Origin of the sequence: Paucibacter sp. JuS9 (genome assembly GCF_044043925.2) — a bacterium.
Classification (GTDB): Bacteria; Pseudomonadota; Gammaproteobacteria; order Burkholderiales; family Burkholderiaceae_C; genus JAUASW01.
The window spans coordinates 663,409-681,169 of sequence record NZ_CP194172.1 but is presented as its reverse complement, the minus strand read 5'-3'; the positions used below and the strand labels follow the sequence as shown (position 1 = coordinate 681,169).

Here is a 17,761-nt window from a genome sequence, read left to right as displayed (position 1 = left end):
TGCGGTACAGGCCGAACTCGACAGCTGCCTGCGGCCGACCCAGGCCCTGCATCCGCACTGACGTCCCCGATACAGGCGAGGCTCAAGTGTCGGCAGCGATGCAAGAATCACCTGGCCAGCTGTTGCCAGGGAGGTTTGCATGCTGTCCAAGATTCCTGTTCTGCTTGCCCTCGCAGGTCTTGCCGCACCAAGCCTTGCAGAGCCACTACCGACGGGAGCGCTTGAGCGACGCTGCTGGCTGGCACACACACAGCAGCGCACCTCGGTAGACCTGCGAGACCCGACCACGGTGAGCTTCGTCAACCTGGCCCACAACTATGCGGTTCGCTCACCTTTCTGGGTCGAGTTCGGTGTGCGCGGCATGGGCGTGGTGCCTGCCGGCAACAAGAACGAGAAGGCCGGCCACCACCACCTCCTGATAGACACGCCGCTGCCGATGAACCACCAGGCGCAGATTCCCTTCTCCGACACCCACAAGCATTTCGGCAAGGGCCAGACCGGCACCCAGCTCGATCTGCCGGACGGCAAGCACACCTTGCGCCTGCTGTTTGCCGATCATGAGCACCGGCCCTATTTCGTCTACAGCCGCGAGATCACCATCCATGTGCTGGGCCGCCGCAGCGGAGCTGCGCCACGCATCGAGCCCGGCAACTTCGAGGAAAGCTGCGCGCTCTGGTACCAGGACACGATCTCGGCGCCTCGCCCCGGTGGCAAGGAGGTCTACGTGAAGAACCTGCGCGACGAGGAGCCCGTCACCAGCCCCTTCGTGCTGAGCCTGGGCGCGGTGGGCTTCGGCATCGCGCCGGCCACGCAGAAGGTCAAGGACACCGGCCATTTCGCCATCACCATCAGCAGCAAGGGTGGCGCGCAAGTGCAGCGCCAGGTCTTGTCAGACGGCCGTACCGAGGCCCTCGTTGATCTACCCAGAGGCGATTACGAGATCGACCTGAGGCTGCTGGATGGCGAGGGCACCCAGCTGCTGCGTGCCTCTCCCTTGCGCTTCACCGTGCAGCGGCAGGACCGTTGAAGCGAGCCGCGCTTGCGGCAGAATCCGCCGGTCAAGAAACCGGGAGGGATCCAGATGGACCGACGCGCATTCACCCAGGCCGCCCTGATCGGCGGCCTCGCACCCAGCCTGGCCTGGGCCCAGGGCAAGCCCATCGAGGGCCAGCACTACAAGCTGCTGAGCAACCCGCAGCCGGTGGCCAGCACGGGCGGCCGTGGCGAGGTGATGGAATTCTTCTGGTATGGCTGCGGCGCCTGCTTCGCTCTCGAGCCGTCGCTGGAGCGCTGGCTGAAGAACAAGCCGGCTGACATCCAGTTCAAGCGCACGCCGGCCGTGATCCGCAAGGTGGCCGAGGCGCATCAGCGCATCTTCTACACCCTGGAAGCGATGGGCGTCGGCGACAAGCTGCACTCGCGCCTGTTCAATGCCTTGCAGGTCGAACACCTGGACCTGAGCGAGCTGCCGGCCATCCAGGCCTTTGTCAGCCGCAACGGCTTCGACGGCGCCAAGTTCGCGCAGCTGTGGGAGTCGTTCTCGGTGCAAAGCCGCTGCCGCCAGGCACAGGCCGCCGCCACCAAGTACGACGTGAACGGCGTGCCCTGGCTGGTGGTCAACGGACGCTATGGCACCTCGCCGCAGATGGCCCAGGGTACCGACCAGGCGATGGCCGTGGTCGACTACCTTCTGAACCTGCCCAAGCGCGGCTGAGCCGCCTGCTTACTTGTCCTTCTTCTTGCCGCGCTCGATCACCGCGGTCACGACGGTGGGCATCACGGCGCCGGGCGACGGCGCCTTGCCGGGCGAGCTGTCCTTCTTCGGCTTCTTGGTTTCCTTGTTGCTCTTTTGCTGACCCTTGGCCATGGCGTCCCTCCGGTGTTTGCAGTGCCGATTGCACCGGGGGAGAGTCTAGGGCCGGTCGCACCCGGTTTTCACCAGGTTTGCGACATCTACACTGGCCCGATGCTGTACCCCGCCCTCATCAAGGAAATCGGCCGCGGCGCGCGCGGCGCCCGCGACATGACGGCCGAGCAGGCCGAACACCTGTTCGGCGCCATCCTGGATGGCCAGGTGCCCGACCTGGAGCTCGGCGCCATCCTGCTGAGCCTGCGCATCAAGGGCGAAAGCGCTGAAGAACTGCTGGCCTTCGAGCGGGCGATGCAGGCGCGCACCTCGCAGGTCCTGGTGCCCAACGGCCCGCGCTGCGTGCTCCTGCCCAGCTTCAATGGCGCGCGCAAGCAAGCCAACCTGATGCCACTGGTGGCGCTGCTGCTGGCCCGCGAGGGCGTGCCGGTGCTGATTCATGGCCGCCATGACTTCGACAGCCGGCAAAGCCCGTTTGACCTGCTCGCCGCGCTGGGCCTGCCGCTGGCTGCTGACGTGGCTGCCGCCAGCGAGCGCCTGTCCAGCCATCGCATCGCCGCCCTTCCCTTGTCCGCCTTGAATCCGGGGCTGGACAAGCTCATGGCCCTGCGCCCGCGCCTGGGCGTTCGCAACAGCGGCCACAGCGTGGCCAAGCTGCTGGACGCCGCACCTGGGCGCAGCGTGCGGGTCGTGGCCGTCACGCATCCCGAATATCTGGACAGCCTCGGCCAGGCCCTGCCGGTGCTGACCGCTGCCGGTGGCCGCGCCTTGCTGATGAGGGCCAGCGAGGGCGAAGCCTATGCCCACCTGCGCCGCCGCGCCCATCTGATCGGCTTTGCCGACGGACAGGCCCAGGAGCTGCACCCTGCCGACACCACCGACATCGATTGGCCGCTCTCGCCGGATTGCGAAGCGAGCGCCAACGCAATGCTGATTCAGGCGATGCTGGACGGCCGCCAGGCTATCCCACCGCGGATCGCCGAGCAGGTCCAGGCCCTGGCTCAGCTTGCCAGCTTCTGATGCTTATTCTTGATCTGAATATAACAACAACGATTTTTTAGTTTGCTTATATATAAAGCGTCGATAAAGTCCGCCGCCTAGGGTTGCCACGGGGGCAGCCCAGCCCCAACGGGAGCGGCTTTGGACTGGATTGCGGTTGTCAGCGGATTTGGCGTCGGCGCCATCGTCGGTATCACCGGCGTGGGCGGCGGTTCGCTGATGACGCCCCTGCTGCTGTCGGTGTTCCGGCTCAGCCCGGCCGTGGCCATCGGCACCGACCTGTGGTTTGCCGCGCTGACCAAGGTCTCCGGCTCGGTGGCCCATTCCCGCCACGGCCATGTGCGCTGGGACATCACCGGCCGCCTGCTGGCCGGATCCATCCCCGCCTCGCTCGCCACCGTCGCCCTGATGCACCTGAGCGGCGTCACCAAGGGCTGGGCCGCGGCACTCACGTTCTCGCTGGGCATTGCCCTCTTGCTGACGGCGGTCGTGGTCGCCTTCAAGAAGAGCTGGCAGGCCCTGGGTCTGAAGCTCGAGCAGTACATTCCCGATTCCCGCAAACCGGCGCTGACCATCACCGCCGGTGCCATCCTCGGCGTGCTGGTGTCCCTGTCCTCCATCGGTGCCGGCGCCATTGGCGCGACGCTGATCCTCCTGATCTATCCGCGCCTCGAGGCCCGCTACATCGTGGGCAGCGACATCGCCCACGCGGTGCCGCTGACGCTGGTGGCCGGCATCGGCCATGCCACGCTGGGCCATGTGAACTGGACGCTGCTCGTGCCGCTGCTGATCGGCTCGGTACCCGGCATCTGGCTTGGCGCCCAGCTCACCCGCCGCCTGCCCGACGGGGCCGTCCGCGCCCTGCTCTGCGCCTCGCTCCTGATGGCCGGCTGGAAAGTCATTCACTGATTCTTGAGTTCGCTGACCATGTACGCGTATACCGATTTCGACCGCCAGTTCGTCCGCGCCCGCGCCGCGCAGTTCCGCGACCAGCTGGAGCGCAATATCGCCGGCACGCTCTCCGACGACGAATTCCGCCCGCTGCGCCTGCAGAACGGCTGGTATGTGCAGCGCCATGCACCGATGCTGCGCGTGGCCGTGCCCTATGGCGTGATGTCCAGCCATCAACTGCGCCAGCTGGCCAAGATCGCCCGCGAATACGACCGTGGCTACGGCCACTTCACGACGCGCCAGAACCTGCAATACAACTGGATTCCGCTGGTCAAGTCGGCTGATGTGATGGACCTGCTGGCCGAGGTGGACATGCACGGCATCCAGACCAGCGGCAACTGCATCCGCAACATCACCAGCGACGGCCTGGCCGGCGTGGCGGCAGACGAAATCGTCGACCCGCGCCCCTACGCCGAAGTGCTGCGCCAGTGGAGCACCCTGCACCCTGAGTTCGCCTTCCTGCCGCGCAAGTTCAAGATCGCCATCTCTGGTGCCACTGAAGACCGCGCAGCCATCGCATGGCACGACATCGGCCTGCAACTGAAGAGGAACGAGGCTGGCGAAGTCGGCTTCCAGGTGCTGGTCGGTGGCGGCATGGGCCGCACGCCCATCATTGGCCAGGAGATCCACGCCTTCCTGCCCTGGCAGCAGATCCTCGTCTACATCGAGGCCATCGTGCGCGTCTACAACCGCTACGGCCGCCGCGACAACGCCTACAAGGCCCGCATCAAGATCCTGGTCAAGGCCGAGGGCCAGAAGTTCTTCGACGCGGTGAATGAAGAGTTCCGCCTGATCCTGGCGGACGACGCGGGTGGCCATGAGCACCTGATCCCGCAAGCAGAGCTGGACCGCGTGGCCGCCAGCTTCGTCGTGCCCGCGGGCGTCAAGGCCGTGCCGGCCATCGACATCTTTGCCGGCGCAAGCCCGGCCTACAAGCGTTGGCTGGAGCGCAATGTGCACAACCACCGCGTGAGCGGCTATCGCGGCGTGACGCTGTCGCTCAAGCGCGTGGGCCTGCCGCCCGGCGATGCCACCGATGCGCAGATGGAAGCTGCGGCCGCGCTGTCAGACCAGTTCAGCCAGGGCGAATTGCGTGTCACGCACGACCAGAACCTGCTCCTGCCCTGGGTGCGCGAGGCCGATCTGGCGGCGGTGTTTGAAGCGGCCAAGGCCAATGGCTTTGCCACGCCCAACATCGGCCTTTTGACCGACATGATTGCCTGCCCCGGCGGCGACTTCTGCGCACTGGCCAATGCCCGCTCCATCCCCATCGCCGGCGAAATCACCGAGCGCTTCCAGGACCTGGACGAGCTTTACGACATCGGCGACATCGACCTGCACATCAGCGGCTGCATCAACAGCTGCGGCCACCACCACAGCGGCCACATCGGCATCCTCGGCGTCGACAAGGACGGCAAGGAGTGGTACCAGGTGTCGCTCGGCGGCTCGGACGGCTCGACGCTGTCGGGCAAGTCGCAGGCCGGCAAGGTGATCGGGCCCTCCTTCGCGGCCGACGAGGTCAGCGAGGTGATCGAGTCCATCATCGAAACCTACCGCCTGGAACGCGCAGCCGGCGAGCGCTTCATCGACACCGTGCGCCGCATCGGCATCGAGCCCTTCAAGGCGCCGGCCAATGCCCGCCGCACGTCCACCGCACCCGCACACGCGACTGCCTGAATGATTGCCTGAACGATCATGAATTTCATCGACACCCATCAAGACCCCTGGCAGCGCGTGCAAGGCGAAGACGGCCCGAGCCCGCATCCGCCGACCACCTCGCATCGCCTGCTGACGCTGGAGCAATGGCATGCCGTGCGCGAGCACTGGCCTGACGGCCTGGCCACCGCCGTTGAGCTGAGCAATGACTTCGACATCGAAGGCCTGGTGGCTGACCTGCCGCGCCTCTCCGTGATCGTCCTGCAGTTCCCGAAATGGGTGGACGGCCGCGCCTACAGCCAGGCTCGCCTCTTGCGTGCCCGCTACCGTTTTGCTGGCGAGATCCGCGCCACAGGCGAAGTGCTCGTGGACATGCTGCCGCTCTTGCAGCGCTGCGGTTTCGATGCCGTGCAATTGCGGGCTGATCAAAGCCTCGACGCGGCTCGCCGCGCGCTCTCCTTCTTCCCTGCTCACTACCAGGGTGATGTCTTGCAACATCAGCCCGTGTTTGCCAAGGTGGCGGCATGAGCTCGGAGAGCAGCAGCCTGTCGTTCCTGCCCGGCGCCGGCGCCGGCAGCTCGGCCGTGGCCCTCTATGCCCGCGAGACCGCTGGCTTTGACGCGCGCCTGGCCAAGAGCGTCGAGCTGCTGCGCGCGGCGGTTGCCACCTATGGCGCCGGCCTGATCCAGTCCACCAGCCTGGGGGCGGAAGACATGGTCATTACCGACCTGATCGCCCGCCACGGCCTGGCCGTTGATGTGGCCACGCTGGACACCGGCAAGCTGCACGCGCAAACGCTGGCCTTGCTGCCGCAGATCGAATCGCGGCTGGGCTTGCAGGTTGCTGTCTTCAAGCCGGTTGACGAGCAAGTGATTCACTTCGTTCGCACGAATGGCGAGAAGGCAATGTACGAGAGCCTGGCGCTGCGCAAGGCCTGCTGCGCGGTTCGCAAGCTGGAGCCGCTCTCGCGCATGCTGGCTGGCCGCACGGCCTGGATCACCGGCCTGCGCCGCGAGCAGTCAGCCAACCGCGCCGAAGTGCCCTTCAGCGAGCCAGACGGCCAGGGCCGCACCAAGCTCAATGTGCTGGCCGAGTGGAGCTGGAATGATGTCTGGTTCTACCTCGACAAGTTTGACGTTCCCTACAACCTGCTGCATGACCAGTTCATGCCCAGCATCGGTTGCGAGCCCTGCACAAGGGCGATTGCCGTCGGCGAGGATTTCCGCGCAGGACGGTGGTGGTGGGAGGACGAGAACGCGAAGGAATGCGGCTTGCACAAGGCGCATTCGAATGAAGAATTGAAAACTGGAGCGCACGCATGAACGCGCCTGTGAACTTGGAAAAGCTGTTGCCATCGGTGGACCACCGACATCTGGATCACCTCGAGGAAGAAGCCATCTTCATCCTGCGCGAAGTGGCGGCCTCGTTCGAGCGGCCGGCGCTGCTGTTCTCGGGCGGCAAGGATTCCTGCGTCGTGCTGCGCCTGGCGGAGAAGGCCTTCAAGCAACGCGTGTCTGGTAACGAGTTCAAGGGCCGTCTGCCATTCCCCTTGCTGCACGTGGACACCGGCCACAACTTCCCCGAGGTCATCGCGTTCCGCGACCGCCGTGTTGAAGAGATGGGCGAGCGCCTGGTCGTCGGCCATCTGGAAGATTCCATCGCCCGCGGCACGGTGCGCCTCTCTCACCCACTGGAGTCGCGCAACGGCCATCAAACGGTCGCTCTCTTGGAAGCCATCGAAGAACACCGCTTCGACGTGCTGATCGGCGGCGCCCGCCGCGATGAAGAAAAAGCCCGCGCCAAGGAACGCATCTTCAGCCACCGCGACTCCTTCGGCCAGTGGCAGCCCAAGGAACAGCGCCCGGAGCTGTGGAACCTGTTCAACACCCGCATCCGCCCGGGCGAACACTTCCGCGCCTTCCCGATCTCGAACTGGACCGAGCTCGATGTCTGGCTCTACCTGGCCCGCGAGAACATCCCGCTGCCGTCGCTCTACTACGCCCACGAGCGCTCGGTGATCCGCCGCAAGGGCTTGCTGGTGCCGCTGACGGAGGTGACGCCGCCCGAAGAAGGCGAGACCGTCGAGACGGCAACCGTCCGCTTCCGCACCGTTGGCGACATGACCTGCACCTGCCCGGTGGAGAGCGATGCCGCGACGGCCTCGGAGATCGTCGCCGAAACCCTGACCGTCACCATCAGCGAGCGCGGTGCCACCCGCATGGACGACCGCACCAGCGAGGCCTCGATGGAGCGCCGCAAAAAGGAAGGCTATTTCTGATGAGCGCCGTCTTGAACAATCTGATCCACGAGCAAGACGTGGACACCCAGCACCGGGCTTTGCGCTTCCTCACGGCAGGCAGCGTGGACGATGGCAAGAGCACCTTGATCGGCCGGCTGCTGTTCGACAGCCGGGCCATCCTGGCTGATCAGCTGGACACGCTGGAGAAGCGCGCCGCCGGTGCGCCGATTGATCTCTCATTGCTGACCGATGGACTCGAAGCCGAGCGCGAGCAAGGCATCACCATCGATGTGGCTTACCGCTACTTCGCTACCAAGACCCGCAAGTTCATCATTGCCGACGCTCCGGGCCATGAGCAGTACACGCGCAACATGGTGACTGCGGCTGCAGGAAGCGATGCAGCGGTCGTGCTGGTGGACATCACCAAGTTGAAGCTCGATGAAGCCGAGATCACGCTCCTGCCGCAGACCCGCCGCCACAGCCTGCTGGCGCACCTGCTGCGGGTGCCGAGCATCGTGTTTGCGATCAACAAGATCGACGCGCTGGAGCACCCGGCCGAGGGCTATGCCAAGGTGAGCACGGCGCTGCGCAAGTTCGCCCAGGAAGCGGGCATCGAGGTCAAGGCCATCGTCCCGGTCAGCGCGCTGCGGGGCGACAACGTCACCCAGCCGCTGGATGCGAGCTGGTACCAGGGCCCGTCGCTCTTGCAAGTGCTGGAGAGCCTGCCGACGGTGCAGGAGAAGGTTGAAGGACGACTGGCCATTCCGGTGCAGTACGTCGCCACCAACGGCGATGGCACGGGCCATCAGCCCAGAACCCTGTGGGGCCGCATTGCCCATGGGCAGGTCAAGGCTGGCGACGAGATTCAGGTGCTGCCCAGCGGCCAGAAGGCCATCGTGGCTGAAGTGCGCAAGGCGGGCGAAACCGTCGCACACAGCGTGGCGGGCGAGTCCGCCGGTCTTCTGCTGGACCGCCAGCTGGACGTGAGCCGCGGCGACTGGATCGTCACGCCGGGCAGCGCCGAACCCAAGCAGGCGTTTGAAGCGACGCTGGCCTGGCTGGACACCGAGCCGGCCCAAGTCGGCCGCAAGTACTGGGTGCGCCACGGCAACCGCTGGGTGCAAGCGCGCATCACGGCCATCGAGCACAAGCTGGACATCCACACGCTGGCCGAAGCTCAAGCGCATGAGCTGGCGGTCAACGAGATCGGCCACGTGAAGATCGAGACGCAGCAGCCACTGCCGGTGGAGCCGTACACGGAGAACCGCGTGGGTGGCGCACTGATCGTCGTGGACCCGACAAGCAATCGCACGTCCGGCGCCTTGCTGGTGAGGTGATCAAGATGGCCCAAGGAAAAGTCATCTTCGTGAGCGCCGGCCCCGGCGCCGCCGACCTGATCACCCTGCGCGGTGCCCGCGCCCTGCAACGCGCCGATGTGGTGCTGTTCGACGCCCTCACCGACCCGGCCCTGCGCGAGTTCGCTCCAAACGCGCTGTGGCTGGACGTGGGCAAGCGCGGCTTCTGCGACTCCACGGCCCAGACCGCGATCAACGCCTTGCTGGTCAAGCAGGCGCAGGCCCATGCCGTCGTCGTTCGCCTCAAGGGCGGTGATGCCAGCGTCTTCGGTCGACTGGAAGAAGAGCTGATCGCACTGGCCGAAGCCGGCATTGAAAGCGAAGTGGTGCCCGGCGTCACGGCCGCGATTGCCGCTGCCGCCCATACCCAGCGCCCGCTGACGCGCCGCGGCCAAGGCCGCACCGTGGCCCTGAGCACGGCCATGACCAAGGAGGGCGACCTCCAGGCCATGAAGAGCGCCGATACCGAGGTGTTCTACATGGCCGGCCGCCAGTTGGGGCTTCTCGCCCGCAAGCTGCAGCAGGCCGGCTGGCCGGCCGACACGCCGGCCCTGGTGGTCTCCAAGGCGGGCTGCGCCGATGCACTTTCCAGCGATCACCTGGTGGCCGATCTGGCTGCCGCCGCGCTGCTGCACAAGGGCCGCCCGACGGTGGTGACAGTGGGCGCCGGGGCTCGCCATGTGGCGCCAATGCGTAAAAAGGCCGTCAAGTCCCCAGGTCTGGATCTGGCTCAAGCCCAGGTAATTACCCTGAACGATTAAAATCCGCGCTTTGCCCCGGTTGCGACCTGCGCCGAGGGTGGGCCCACAAAAACCGAGCTGCCTCCATGACCCACGTCGTTACCGAAGCCTGCATCCGCTGCAAATACACCGATTGCGTCGATGTCTGCCCCGTTGACTGCTTCCGCGAGGGCCCGAATTTCCTCACGATCGATCCGGACGAATGCATCGACTGCGCCGTCTGCATCCCGGAGTGCCCGGTGAACGCCATCGTCCCTGAAGAGGACGTGCCCGGCAATCAGCAGCACATGATCAAGCTCAATGCCGATCTGGCCAAGAAGTGGCCCAGTATCACCAAGCGCAAACCCGCGCTGCCCGACGCTGACGACTGGAAGGACAAGACGGGCAAGCTGCCCGAATTGATCCGCTGACCGAATCAAAGACTGAACAAGGAAGTCGCGGCCAAGCGCCGCGCACCCTGACATGGAACTTCAAGTGAACGCAGAGATCGCCAAGACCGCCGCCGAGCACGGTGGCCCCATCGAGACCGATGCCGTCATCGTTGGCGCGGGCCCCGTGGGCCTGTTCCAGGTGTTCGAGCTGGGCCTGCTGGAGATCAAGGCGCACATCATCGACTCGCTGGCCTACCCCGGCGGCCAGTGCATCGAGCTGTATCCGGACAAGCCGATCTACGACATCCCGGCCGTGCCCATCTGCACCGGCAAGGAACTGACCGACAACCTGCTCAAGCAGATCGAGCCCTTCGGCGCCACCTTCCATCTGGGCCAGGAAGTGACCACGGTGCAGAAGCAGGACGATGGCCGCTTCTATGTCGAGACCAGCAAGGGCACGGCTTTTCTCACCAAGACCATCTTCATCGCCGGTGGCGTGGGCTCGTTCCAGCCGCGCACGCTGAAGGTCGACGGCATCGAGAAGTACACCGACTCGCAGCTGCATTACCGCGTGCGCAACCCGGCGCAGTTCGCCGGCAAGAACCTGCTGATCGTCGGCGGCGGCGACTCCGCCCTCGACTGGGCGCTGAACTTTTGCGCCGGCAATGACGACGGCAGCGCCAACAAGGCCGAGAGCGTCATCCTCCTGCACCGCCGCGACGGCTTCCGCGCCGCACCCGCCTCGGTCGCGAAGATGAAAGAACTCTGCGACGCCTACGAGATGCAGTTCCTGGTTGGCCAGGTGACCGACATCGTCGAGGCCGATGACAAGCTCAGCGGCGTCAAGGTCACCGGCGGCGACGGCGTCACGCGCGTTGTGCCCTGCGATGAAGTGCTGGTGTTCTTCGGCCTCTCGCCGAAGCTCGGCCCCATCGCCGAGTGGGGCCTGGCCCTGGAGCGCAAGCAGATCGTCGTCGACACCGAGAAGTTCGAGACCTCGGTGCCCGGCATTTTCGCCGTGGGCGACGTGAACACCTATCCGGGCAAGAAGAAGCTGATCCTCTCAGGCTTCCATGAGTGCGCCCTCGCCGCCTTCGGCGCCGCGCCCTACGTCTTCCCGGAGAAGCGCATTCACCTGCAGTACACGACCACCAGCCCCAAGCTGCACAAGGTGCTGGGCGTGGATTCGCCGGTGTTCGACTGAGCGTCAGTCGCAGCAAAGAAGGCCCGCCGCGTGCGGGCCTTTTTTATGACGGCACTACAATGCCGCTCGCCTCGTTCCCTTGTGGAATGAGGAATTCGCTAGGGGTGTTGAGCCGCAAGGCTCGACTGAGACAGTCCCTTTGAACCTGATTGAGGTAATCCTCGCGCAGGGAAGCAGCCGAAAACGAACAGGCCATCGACGTCTCCGGACCTGTATCGCATCACGCGTTTGCCGACCTGCCATCGCTCGAGCTTTTCGATGGCACACCAACTTTCCTTGAATCGCATTGCCGCCGCCCTGGCTCTGCTGAGCACGGCCGCGTCCGCCCAGCAACTCCCCACCGTCTCCATCACCGGCCGCTCCGAAGCGCCCGTGCAGGTCGGCGGCTTCGGCGACACGCCGGTGGCCAAGCTGCCACTGCAGGCCACGCTGCTCGGCACCGAGCAGCTGCTGAGCAGCGGCATCAACGCCCTCTCCGGCATCACCGCGCTGGACGCCAGCATTGGCGATGCCTACAACTCGCAGGGCTATGTCTCCTACCTCAAAATTCGCGGCTTCGACCTCGACAACCGCTTCAACTACCGCCGCGACGGCCTGCCGATCAATGCGGAAACCGCGCTGGCACTGGGCAACAAATCGGCCATTGAAGTGCTCAAGGGCAGCAGCGGCATCCAGGCCGGCACCAGCGCGCCGGGCGGCATCGTCAACCTGATCGTCAAGCGCCCCACGCTCGAGCTGCACAGCACCACCATCGCATTCAGTGAGCGCGGCACGGCCGAGCTAGCCGCCGACCTGAGCCACCGCTTCGGCAGCAGCAAGGCGTTCGGCCTGCGCCTGAATGCCAGCACCGCTGTGTTGAAGCCCGAGTTGCGCGATGCCAAGGGCCAGCGCCATCTGTTCGCCATGGCGGGCGACTGGCGCCTGTCGCCCGACACCTTGCTGGAAGCCGAGTTCGAACTGAACAAGCAAAGCCAACCCAGCCAGCCTGGCTTCAGCCTGCTCGGCAACAAACTGCCCGATGCCCGCAGCATCGACCCGCGCACCAACCTCAACAACCAGCGCTGGAGCCAGCCGGTTGTGTTCGACAACAGCCAGGCCTCGCTGCGCTGGCAGCAGCGCCTGAGCGGCGACTGGAAGGCGCAAGTCCACTGGGGCATGCAGCGCCTGAAGACCGACGACCGCCTGGCCTACGCCTTTGGCTGCAGCGACGCCGATGGCAGCTACTGGGCATCGAGCTACTGCCCCAATGGCGACTTCGATCAATACGATTTCCGCAGCGAGAACGAGCGCCGCAACAGCGATGCCACCGACTTCTCGCTGAACGGATCCGTCGTGCTTGGTGGCCTGCGGCACAAGCTCAGCACCGGCGTGCTGTTCACGCGCTTCTGGAGCCGATTCCAGGGCCAGGCCTACAACTGGGCCGGCACCGGGAACATCTCCGCCGTGCCGCGCACCACAGCCGATGCCACGCTGAACGACGCCAACACCAACCGCGATGAACGCAGCCGCGAGTTCTACCTGCGCGACGCCATCGAACTGAGCCCGCAACTGAACGCCTGGGTGGGCCTGCGCCACAGCCGCATCGAGCGCAGCAGCTACCGCGTCAACACCAGCGACACGCGAGCCACCAGCTATGAGCAGAGCTTCACCACGCCCTGGCTGGGCCTGAGCTATGCCTTCGATTCGCAACTGATGGCCTATGCCAGCTGGGGCCAGGGCATCGAGAGCGAAGTGGCACCCAACCGCGCTCGCTACAGCAACCGGGGTCAGGCCTTGCCTGCCTTGAAAAGCGAGCAGCTCGAGGTCGGCCTGAAGTCCGGCAGCAAGATGGTGGACTGGTCCATCGCGGCCTTCGACATCCAGCGTCCTGCATGGCGCGACATCGGCACCTGCGGCTCGGCCGCGAACAGCTGCGTGCGCCAGGCTGATGGCGGCGCGCGCCATCGCGGCATCGAAGCCCAGGCTGATTTGAAGTGGACCGGTGGTGGCGTGCTTGCCAGCGCAATGAAACTGCGCGCACGCAATGAGGGCAGCGCCAGCGCCGGCCTCAACGGCCTGACGCCGGCCAATGTGCCCGAGACCACGATCAAGCTGCAGGCGCGCCAGCAACTGATGCTCGGCCTCCAGGCGCAGCTGGGCCTGGTCCGCGAAGGCGCACGCGAAGTGCTGCCCGACAACAGCCTGCAGATCCCGGCCTGGACCCGCCTTGACGCGGCGCTGCGCTACGAGCATGCCGTGGGCCGCCAGCTGTGGGTCTGGCGTGCGGGCGTCGACAACCTGAGCAACAAGCGCGCATGGAAGGAATCGCCCTTCCAGTACGAGCATGCCTACCTCTACCCGCTCGCTCCCCGCACCTGGAGAGCGAGCCTGGAGCTGAGCTTGTAAAGGCTCAAAAATCTGGTCTATAATGCAAGGCTCTGTTCCTCGATAGCTCAGTCGGTAGAGCGCCGGACTGTTAATCCGTAGGTCCCTGGTTCGAGCCCAGGTCGAGGAGCCACAGAACAAGAAGCCGCTGCTTCGAAAGTCGCAGCGGCTTCAGCTTGTAAGAAGACAGAAGTACCGATCAATTCCTCGATAGCTCAGTCGGTAGAGCGCCGGACTGTTAATCCGTAGGTCCCTGGTTCGAGCCCAGGTCGAGGAGCCAGATAGAGAGCCCCCAACATCGCAAGGTGTTGGGGGTTTTTCTTTGTGTTCGAACATTGCTGCTCGGCAGCTCAGACGCAGTCACTACTGACGCCGGTTGTCAGGGCTGGGCAAGCCTGAGCGCGACGGCGCGCTGATTCATGACTCGGACAAGGGGTCGCAATACGTCGGCATCCGCTACTCCGAGCGACTGGTCGAGGCTGGCATCGAGCCCTCAGTCGGCTCCAAGGGCGACAGTTACCTGTGGCTCAAGCAGGGCCAGTCGGCCTGGCAGCTTGTGCCTGCAGCCCTCAGTCTGGGCATCTTCGCCTGAATGCTGCCCCTCCATCCCACGGCCGCCGGCCGCGTGTATGCCGCCAACGGTGGCGTCTACATCGGTGTGACAGATCTATGGCTTTGGCTCATCGACAAAGTGACGCCCTCGACCACCGATTGGATCGGCGTCGTCGTTTGCTTCCTGGGCGTGGCGATCATCGTGTTCGGGCCACGGTCCGCTTGATGGCCGCTTGCGACTCGCGAATCGAGACAACCGACGAAACAACCGGTGCGGGAGAACCCGAAATCGACGTGCGCACCCTCTCAGTTAAGCTGCCGCCTTTTTGGAAACGCCATCCATGTCAATTCGCCGATGCCCGCACGATCAGACGACGTTGATCGAAGCCAAGCAGCTGTTCTATCCAGTGAACTTGCAGCACGCTGAAACCTCGCGCATCAAAGCGCTCTTGACTGGCGATGGAGGCGTGAACCCCCAACCGTTTGCCTGCCCTTCCTGCGGATACGTCAGCTTCTTCCTTCAACCCGAGCAGATTGCAGCACTCAAGGCCCGGTGACGCTGTCGTCCGCAAGACCGAAACGCCCCATCAGAGGAGCGCAAGCTGGGCACCAGCCCAAGTCCGCTAAAATTCGCGAACTTAGAAATTTGCACTGGCTCTGCTCTTGATCCGTAGGCCCCTGGTTCAAGCCCGGGTCGAGCAGCCAGGCAAAGAGCCCCAGCATCGCAAGATGGTGGGGCTTCTTCATTCCCGCTTCGAGGACCCCCTGTATGACCGACGCCGCCCTGCCACCCTGCCCTCAGTGCAACTCGGCCTATGCCTACGAGGACGGCGCGATGCTGGTCTGCCCGGAATGCGGGCATGAGTGGTCGGCCCAGGCGCAGGAAGCGGGCGCCGCAGATGAAGCACGCGTGATCAAGGACGCGGTGGGCAATGTGCTGCAGGACGGAGACACGGTCACCGTGATCAAGGACCTGAAGATCAAGGGCTCGTCGCTCGTGGTCAAGGTCGGCACCAAGGTCAAGAACATCCGCCTGGCCGACGGCGATCACGACATCGATTGCAAGATCGACGGCATCGGTGCGATGGGCTTGAAGTCCGAATTCGTCAAGAAGGTTTGATCAGCCGCCGACCGCCTTGGTATTGTTGAACCCGCCATGCCCGACCAAACCGACACATCAAGCCAGCACGTCAAGCCTTTCGTCTACCAGACGCTCAGCACCAAGGCCTTGCATTTCTCCATCTGCGAGATCCAGAGCCGCATGCAGACGCAGCGGCCCTACGCGCTGGACCTGGACTACACGCGCACGATGATGGCGGCACTGCTGTTCAACAACAGGCCCGACACGCTGGCCATGATCGGCCTGGGCGGCGGCTCGATGGCCAAGTTCTGCTACCAGCACCTGCCGGACACCCGCATCAAGGTGGTCGAGATCAATCCGCATGTGATTGCGCTGCGCGACGAGTTCCAGGTGCCAGCCGACGACGAGCGCTTCAAGGTCCGGCGCGGCGACGGTGCCGACTTCGTTCGCTTCCCGCCCTACAAGGTCGACATGCTGATGGTGGACGGCTTCGACAGCGAGGGACAGCCGCCGGCGCTGTGCTCGCAGCGCTTCTACGACAACTGCCACGAGGCGCTGCAGCCGGATGGGCTGATGGTCGTCAACCTGCACAGCGGGCATCGCCACTTCGACAGCTTTGTTTCGCGCATCCAGCGCAGCTTTGGTGACGAGGTGGTCGTCGTGCCCGACGTCGATTGCAGCAACAGCATCGTGTTCGCCTGCAAGGGCCTGCTGATGCGCAAGTTCAAGCCGGCAGCACTGCGCCGGCCGGCCGGGATGGACGAGCAAACCTGGAGCGAGCTGATGCCCGCATTCGCGGCCACGAGCACCGCCGTCAGGCAGTGGCAACTGTCCCGATAGCACGGGCCCCAGGGCAGGCACCACAATCCGTCCATGCCTGTCCACTATGCACGCCGGCTCACCGGCCGCGACCGCAGCGCCGCTGCCAACCAGCAGCTGGGCTGCGTGCTTGCCTTCGTGGCAGGCGCAGCGAATGCGGGCGGCTTCCTGGCCGTCAAGCAGTACACCTCCCACATGACGGGCATCGTGTCTGCCATGGCGGATGACCTGGTGCTGGGCAACCTCAATCTGGTGCTGGGTGGCATTGGCGCCCTGCTGAGCTTCGTGCTGGGTGCCGCCTGTTCGGCCGTCATGATCAACTTCGCCCGCCGGCGGCAGCTGCACAGCGAGTACGCGATGCCGCTGCTGCTCGAGTCCGGCCTGCTGCTCGGCTTCGGCTTGCTGGGCGCTCAGCTGTCGCAGATGCAAGGTCTGTTTGTACCGGCAACCGTGATGCTGCTGTGCTTCATCATGGGCCTGCAGAACGCGGTGATCACCAAGATCTCGCAAGCCGATGTCCGCACCACCCACTTGACCGGCATGGTCACGGACATCGGCATCGAGATCGGCAAGCTGATCTACTGGAACCGCAACATCGATAGCGCATTGCCTGCAGTGCGCGCCAATCGAACCCGGCTGCGCGTGCTGGGTGCGCTGGTGGCCTTCTTCTGCTTCGGCGCCATCATGGGCGCCTGGGGCTTCAAGCATCTGGGCTACATCGCCACGGTGCCCCTCGCCTTGCTTCTGGTGCTCGTGGCGAGTGTTCCAGCGATGGACGACCTGGCTTCGCTGAAGACCCGCAGCTGACCAACACCTGCATTCCAGATCGAGAAAGTACCGGGAAGTACCGGGAAGCTCATGGCCACGCTCACCCTGCATTACCACCCGCTCTCCTCCTACTGCCACAAGGTGCTCATCGCCATCGATGTCCTGGGCATCGAGGTGGAGAAAAAGCTCCTCAACTTGGGCGACCCACAGGAGCGGGCGGCATATCTGGCTTTGTGGCCCACCGGCAAGATGCCGCTGCTGGTGGACGGGCAGAGGCAGGTGCCCGAGTCGAGCATCATGATCGAGTACCTGCAGCAGCACCATGCGCACCCCGGCCGCAAGCTCATTCCCGATGAGCCCGAAGCGGCCTTGGAAGTGCGTTTGTGGGACCGGATCTTCGACCTGGAAGTGATGACGCCCATGCAGGCCTTGACGGCCGACCTCCTGCGGTCTGAAGGTGGCCGCGATGCGCAGGGCGTGGCACAGGCCCGTGAGCGCATTTCCTCGGCCTACAGCTTCATCAACCGCCATCTCGAAGGCCGCACCTGGGCCTGCGGCGATGCGTTCAGCATGGCCGATTGCGCTGCTGCACCCGCCCTGTTCTATGCCGCGACCTATGTGCCCCTGCCGGCGGCGCATGTTCACCTCATGGCCTATTTCGAGCGATTGATGGCTCACCCCTCTGTCGCGCTCACCGTCGACCAGGCGCGACCCTTCTTCAAGTACTACCCCGGCCGCAGCGGCCTGGCCCGGCGCTTCTTCGATCCGGCGCAGGCTTAAGGGCGGTCCATCCCC

The 17,761-nt window shown here is 64.9% G+C and carries 18 protein-coding genes, 2 tRNA genes, 3 pseudogenes and 1 riboswitch; of the genes and pseudogenes, 22 read left to right on the top strand and 1 reads right to left on the bottom strand.

Translation table 11 applies throughout. The features are described from left to right. The first annotated feature begins 139 nt into the window (after window positions 1-139). Together ABT392_RS02960 and ABT392_RS02955 are read left to right on the top strand one after the other, a co-directional pair. Window positions 140-1,027 carry a DUF4399 domain-containing protein gene (locus tag ABT392_RS02960; protein ID WP_395386663.1) on the top strand — a complete coding sequence of 296 codons (888 nt, stop codon included), beginning with the start codon at window positions 140-142 and terminating at the stop codon, window positions 1,025-1,027. 54 nt (window positions 1,028-1,081) lie between these two features. Next, window positions 1,082-1,714 (top strand): thiol:disulfide interchange protein DsbA/DsbL, encoded by a 633-nt coding sequence (locus ABT392_RS02955; protein ID WP_334278613.1) that lies wholly within the window; start codon window positions 1,082-1,084, stop codon window positions 1,712-1,714. A 9-nt stretch (window positions 1,715-1,723) separates the two neighbouring features. On the opposite strand, the gene ABT392_RS02950 is transcribed toward ABT392_RS02955, so the two are convergent. Continuing rightward, window positions 1,724-1,867 (bottom strand): hypothetical protein, encoded by a 144-nt coding sequence (locus tag ABT392_RS02950; protein WP_334278612.1) that lies wholly within the window; start codon window positions 1,865-1,867, stop codon window positions 1,724-1,726. 99 nt (window positions 1,868-1,966) lie between these two features. On the opposite strand from ABT392_RS02950, the gene ybiB reads away from it, so the two are divergent. From ybiB to ABT392_RS02850, 20 genes and pseudogenes are all read left to right on the top strand, one after another. Further along, window positions 1,967-2,887: a DNA-binding protein YbiB gene (gene ybiB, locus ABT392_RS02945; RefSeq protein ID WP_395386664.1), complete on the top strand. Its 921-nt coding sequence runs from the start codon at window positions 1,967-1,969 to the stop codon at window positions 2,885-2,887. 120 nt (window positions 2,888-3,007) lie between these two features. Then, a complete protein-coding gene (locus ABT392_RS02940; RefSeq protein WP_395386665.1) occupies window positions 3,008-3,775 on the top strand; it encodes a sulfite exporter TauE/SafE family protein in 768 nt (255 codons plus the stop codon). An 18-nt stretch (window positions 3,776-3,793) separates the two neighbouring features. Then, the gene (locus tag ABT392_RS02935) at window positions 3,794-5,494 is read left to right on the top strand and encodes a nitrite/sulfite reductase (protein WP_395386666.1); all 1,701 of its coding nucleotides are present in this window, start codon (window positions 3,794-3,796) and stop codon (window positions 5,492-5,494) included. A gap of 18 nt (window positions 5,495-5,512) precedes the next feature. Next, window positions 5,513-6,001, top strand: a complete 489-nt coding sequence (locus tag ABT392_RS02930) for a DUF934 domain-containing protein (RefSeq protein WP_395386667.1) — start codon at window positions 5,513-5,515, stop codon at window positions 5,999-6,001. Further along, window positions 5,998-6,795: a phosphoadenylyl-sulfate reductase gene (locus tag ABT392_RS02925; RefSeq protein WP_395386668.1), complete on the top strand. Its 798-nt coding sequence runs from the start codon at window positions 5,998-6,000 to the stop codon at window positions 6,793-6,795. The genes ABT392_RS02930 and ABT392_RS02925 overlap by 4 nt, the downstream gene beginning before the upstream one ends. Beyond that, complete coding sequence (cysD, locus tag ABT392_RS02920) at window positions 6,792-7,751, top strand: sulfate adenylyltransferase subunit CysD (RefSeq protein WP_395386669.1); 960 nt, start codon at window positions 6,792-6,794, stop codon at window positions 7,749-7,751. The genes ABT392_RS02925 and cysD overlap by 4 nt, the downstream gene beginning before the upstream one ends. Continuing rightward, entirely contained in the window at window positions 7,751-9,049 is a 1,299-nt protein-coding gene (locus tag ABT392_RS02915; RefSeq protein WP_395386670.1) for a sulfate adenylyltransferase subunit 1, read from the top strand. The genes cysD and ABT392_RS02915 overlap by 1 nt, the downstream gene beginning before the upstream one ends. Window positions 9,050-9,054: 5 nt before the next feature. Further along, complete coding sequence (gene cobA / locus ABT392_RS02910; protein ID WP_395386671.1) at window positions 9,055-9,828, top strand: uroporphyrinogen-III C-methyltransferase; 774 nt, start codon at window positions 9,055-9,057, stop codon at window positions 9,826-9,828. 65 nt (window positions 9,829-9,893) lie between these two features. Further along, complete coding sequence (gene fdxA / locus ABT392_RS02905) at window positions 9,894-10,217, top strand: ferredoxin FdxA (protein ID WP_282826253.1); 324 nt, start codon at window positions 9,894-9,896, stop codon at window positions 10,215-10,217. Window positions 10,218-10,269: 52 nt separating this feature from the next. After that, complete coding sequence (locus ABT392_RS02900) at window positions 10,270-11,382, top strand: NAD(P)/FAD-dependent oxidoreductase (RefSeq protein WP_395386672.1); 1,113 nt, start codon at window positions 10,270-10,272, stop codon at window positions 11,380-11,382. A 90-nt stretch (window positions 11,383-11,472) separates the two neighbouring features. Beyond that, window positions 11,473-11,571: riboswitch (TPP riboswitch) on the top strand. Window positions 11,572-11,640: 69 nt separating this feature from the next. Beyond that, the gene (locus ABT392_RS02895) at window positions 11,641-13,767 is read left to right on the top strand and encodes a TonB-dependent siderophore receptor (protein WP_395386673.1); all 2,127 of its coding nucleotides are present in this window, start codon (window positions 11,641-11,643) and stop codon (window positions 13,765-13,767) included. Window positions 13,768-13,803: 36 nt separating this feature from the next. Next, window positions 13,804-13,879: transfer RNA gene (locus tag ABT392_RS02890), tRNA-Asn, on the top strand. Window positions 13,880-13,950: 71 nt separating this feature from the next. Next, a tRNA-Asn gene (locus ABT392_RS02885) sits at window positions 13,951-14,026 on the top strand. A gap of 111 nt (window positions 14,027-14,137) precedes the next feature. Next, window positions 14,138-14,266, top strand: a pseudogene (locus ABT392_RS02880) (IS3 family transposase); the annotation flags it as partial. Then, window positions 14,264-14,524 (top strand): annotated as a pseudogene (locus ABT392_RS02875) (YnfA family protein); the annotation flags it as partial. The pseudogenes ABT392_RS02880 and ABT392_RS02875, both read left to right, overlap by 3 nt. Before the next feature lie 151 nt (window positions 14,525-14,675). Further along, the gene (locus ABT392_RS02870) at window positions 14,676-14,855 is read left to right on the top strand and encodes a hypothetical protein (protein WP_395386674.1); all 180 of its coding nucleotides are present in this window, start codon (window positions 14,676-14,678) and stop codon (window positions 14,853-14,855) included. A 212-nt stretch (window positions 14,856-15,067) separates the two neighbouring features. Continuing rightward, window positions 15,068-15,418 carry a zinc ribbon domain-containing protein YjdM gene (locus ABT392_RS02865; protein WP_334278589.1) on the top strand — a complete coding sequence of 117 codons (351 nt, stop codon included), beginning with the start codon at window positions 15,068-15,070 and terminating at the stop codon, window positions 15,416-15,418. Between the two features lie 36 nt (window positions 15,419-15,454). After that, window positions 15,455-16,219 (top strand): spermine/spermidine synthase domain-containing protein, encoded by a 765-nt coding sequence (locus tag ABT392_RS02860; RefSeq protein ID WP_334278588.1) that lies wholly within the window; start codon window positions 15,455-15,457, stop codon window positions 16,217-16,219. A 33-nt stretch (window positions 16,220-16,252) separates the two neighbouring features. Then, window positions 16,253-16,981, top strand: a pseudogene (locus ABT392_RS02855) (YoaK family protein); the annotation flags it as partial. A gap of 75 nt (window positions 16,982-17,056) precedes the next feature. Beyond that, entirely contained in the window at window positions 17,057-17,746 is a 690-nt protein-coding gene (locus ABT392_RS02850; RefSeq protein ID WP_395386675.1) for a glutathione S-transferase family protein, read from the top strand. The last annotated feature ends 15 nt before the right edge of the window (window positions 17,747-17,761 follow it).

What these genes read in the sequence shown, in the direction of transcription:
- cobA (WP_395386671.1), top strand. Translation starts at nt 9,055, where the DNA reads ATGGCCCAAGGAAAAGTCATCTTCGTGAGCGCCGGCCCCGGCGCCGCC.
- ABT392_RS02925 (WP_395386668.1), top strand. Translation starts at nt 5,998, where the DNA reads ATGAGCTCGGAGAGCAGCAGCCTGTCGTTCCTGCCCGGCGCCGGCGCC.
- fdxA (WP_282826253.1), top strand. Translation starts at nt 9,894, where the DNA reads ATGACCCACGTCGTTACCGAAGCCTGCATCCGCTGCAAATACACCGAT.
- ABT392_RS02900 (WP_395386672.1), top strand. Translation starts at nt 10,270, where the DNA reads ATGGAACTTCAAGTGAACGCAGAGATCGCCAAGACCGCCGCCGAGCAC.
- ABT392_RS02960 (WP_395386663.1), top strand. Translation starts at nt 140, where the DNA reads ATGCTGTCCAAGATTCCTGTTCTGCTTGCCCTCGCAGGTCTTGCCGCA.
- ABT392_RS02895 (WP_395386673.1), top strand. Translation starts at nt 11,641, where the DNA reads ATGGCACACCAACTTTCCTTGAATCGCATTGCCGCCGCCCTGGCTCTG.
- ABT392_RS02935 (WP_395386666.1), top strand. Translation starts at nt 3,794, where the DNA reads ATGTACGCGTATACCGATTTCGACCGCCAGTTCGTCCGCGCCCGCGCC.
- ABT392_RS02860 (WP_334278588.1), top strand. Translation starts at nt 15,455, where the DNA reads ATGCCCGACCAAACCGACACATCAAGCCAGCACGTCAAGCCTTTCGTC.
- cysD (WP_395386669.1), top strand. Translation starts at nt 6,792, where the DNA reads ATGAACGCGCCTGTGAACTTGGAAAAGCTGTTGCCATCGGTGGACCAC.
- ybiB (WP_395386664.1), top strand. Translation starts at nt 1,967, where the DNA reads ATGCTGTACCCCGCCCTCATCAAGGAAATCGGCCGCGGCGCGCGCGGC.
- ABT392_RS02865 (WP_334278589.1), top strand. Translation starts at nt 15,068, where the DNA reads ATGACCGACGCCGCCCTGCCACCCTGCCCTCAGTGCAACTCGGCCTAT.
- ABT392_RS02850 (WP_395386675.1), top strand. Translation starts at nt 17,057, where the DNA reads ATGGCCACGCTCACCCTGCATTACCACCCGCTCTCCTCCTACTGCCAC.
- ABT392_RS02955 (WP_334278613.1), top strand. Translation starts at nt 1,082, where the DNA reads ATGGACCGACGCGCATTCACCCAGGCCGCCCTGATCGGCGGCCTCGCA.
- ABT392_RS02915 (WP_395386670.1), top strand. Translation starts at nt 7,751, where the DNA reads ATGAGCGCCGTCTTGAACAATCTGATCCACGAGCAAGACGTGGACACC.
- ABT392_RS02930 (WP_395386667.1), top strand. Translation starts at nt 5,513, where the DNA reads ATGAATTTCATCGACACCCATCAAGACCCCTGGCAGCGCGTGCAAGGC.
- ABT392_RS02950 (WP_334278612.1), bottom strand. Translation starts at nt 1,867, where the DNA reads ATGGCCAAGGGTCAGCAAAAGAGCAACAAGGAAACCAAGAAGCCGAAG.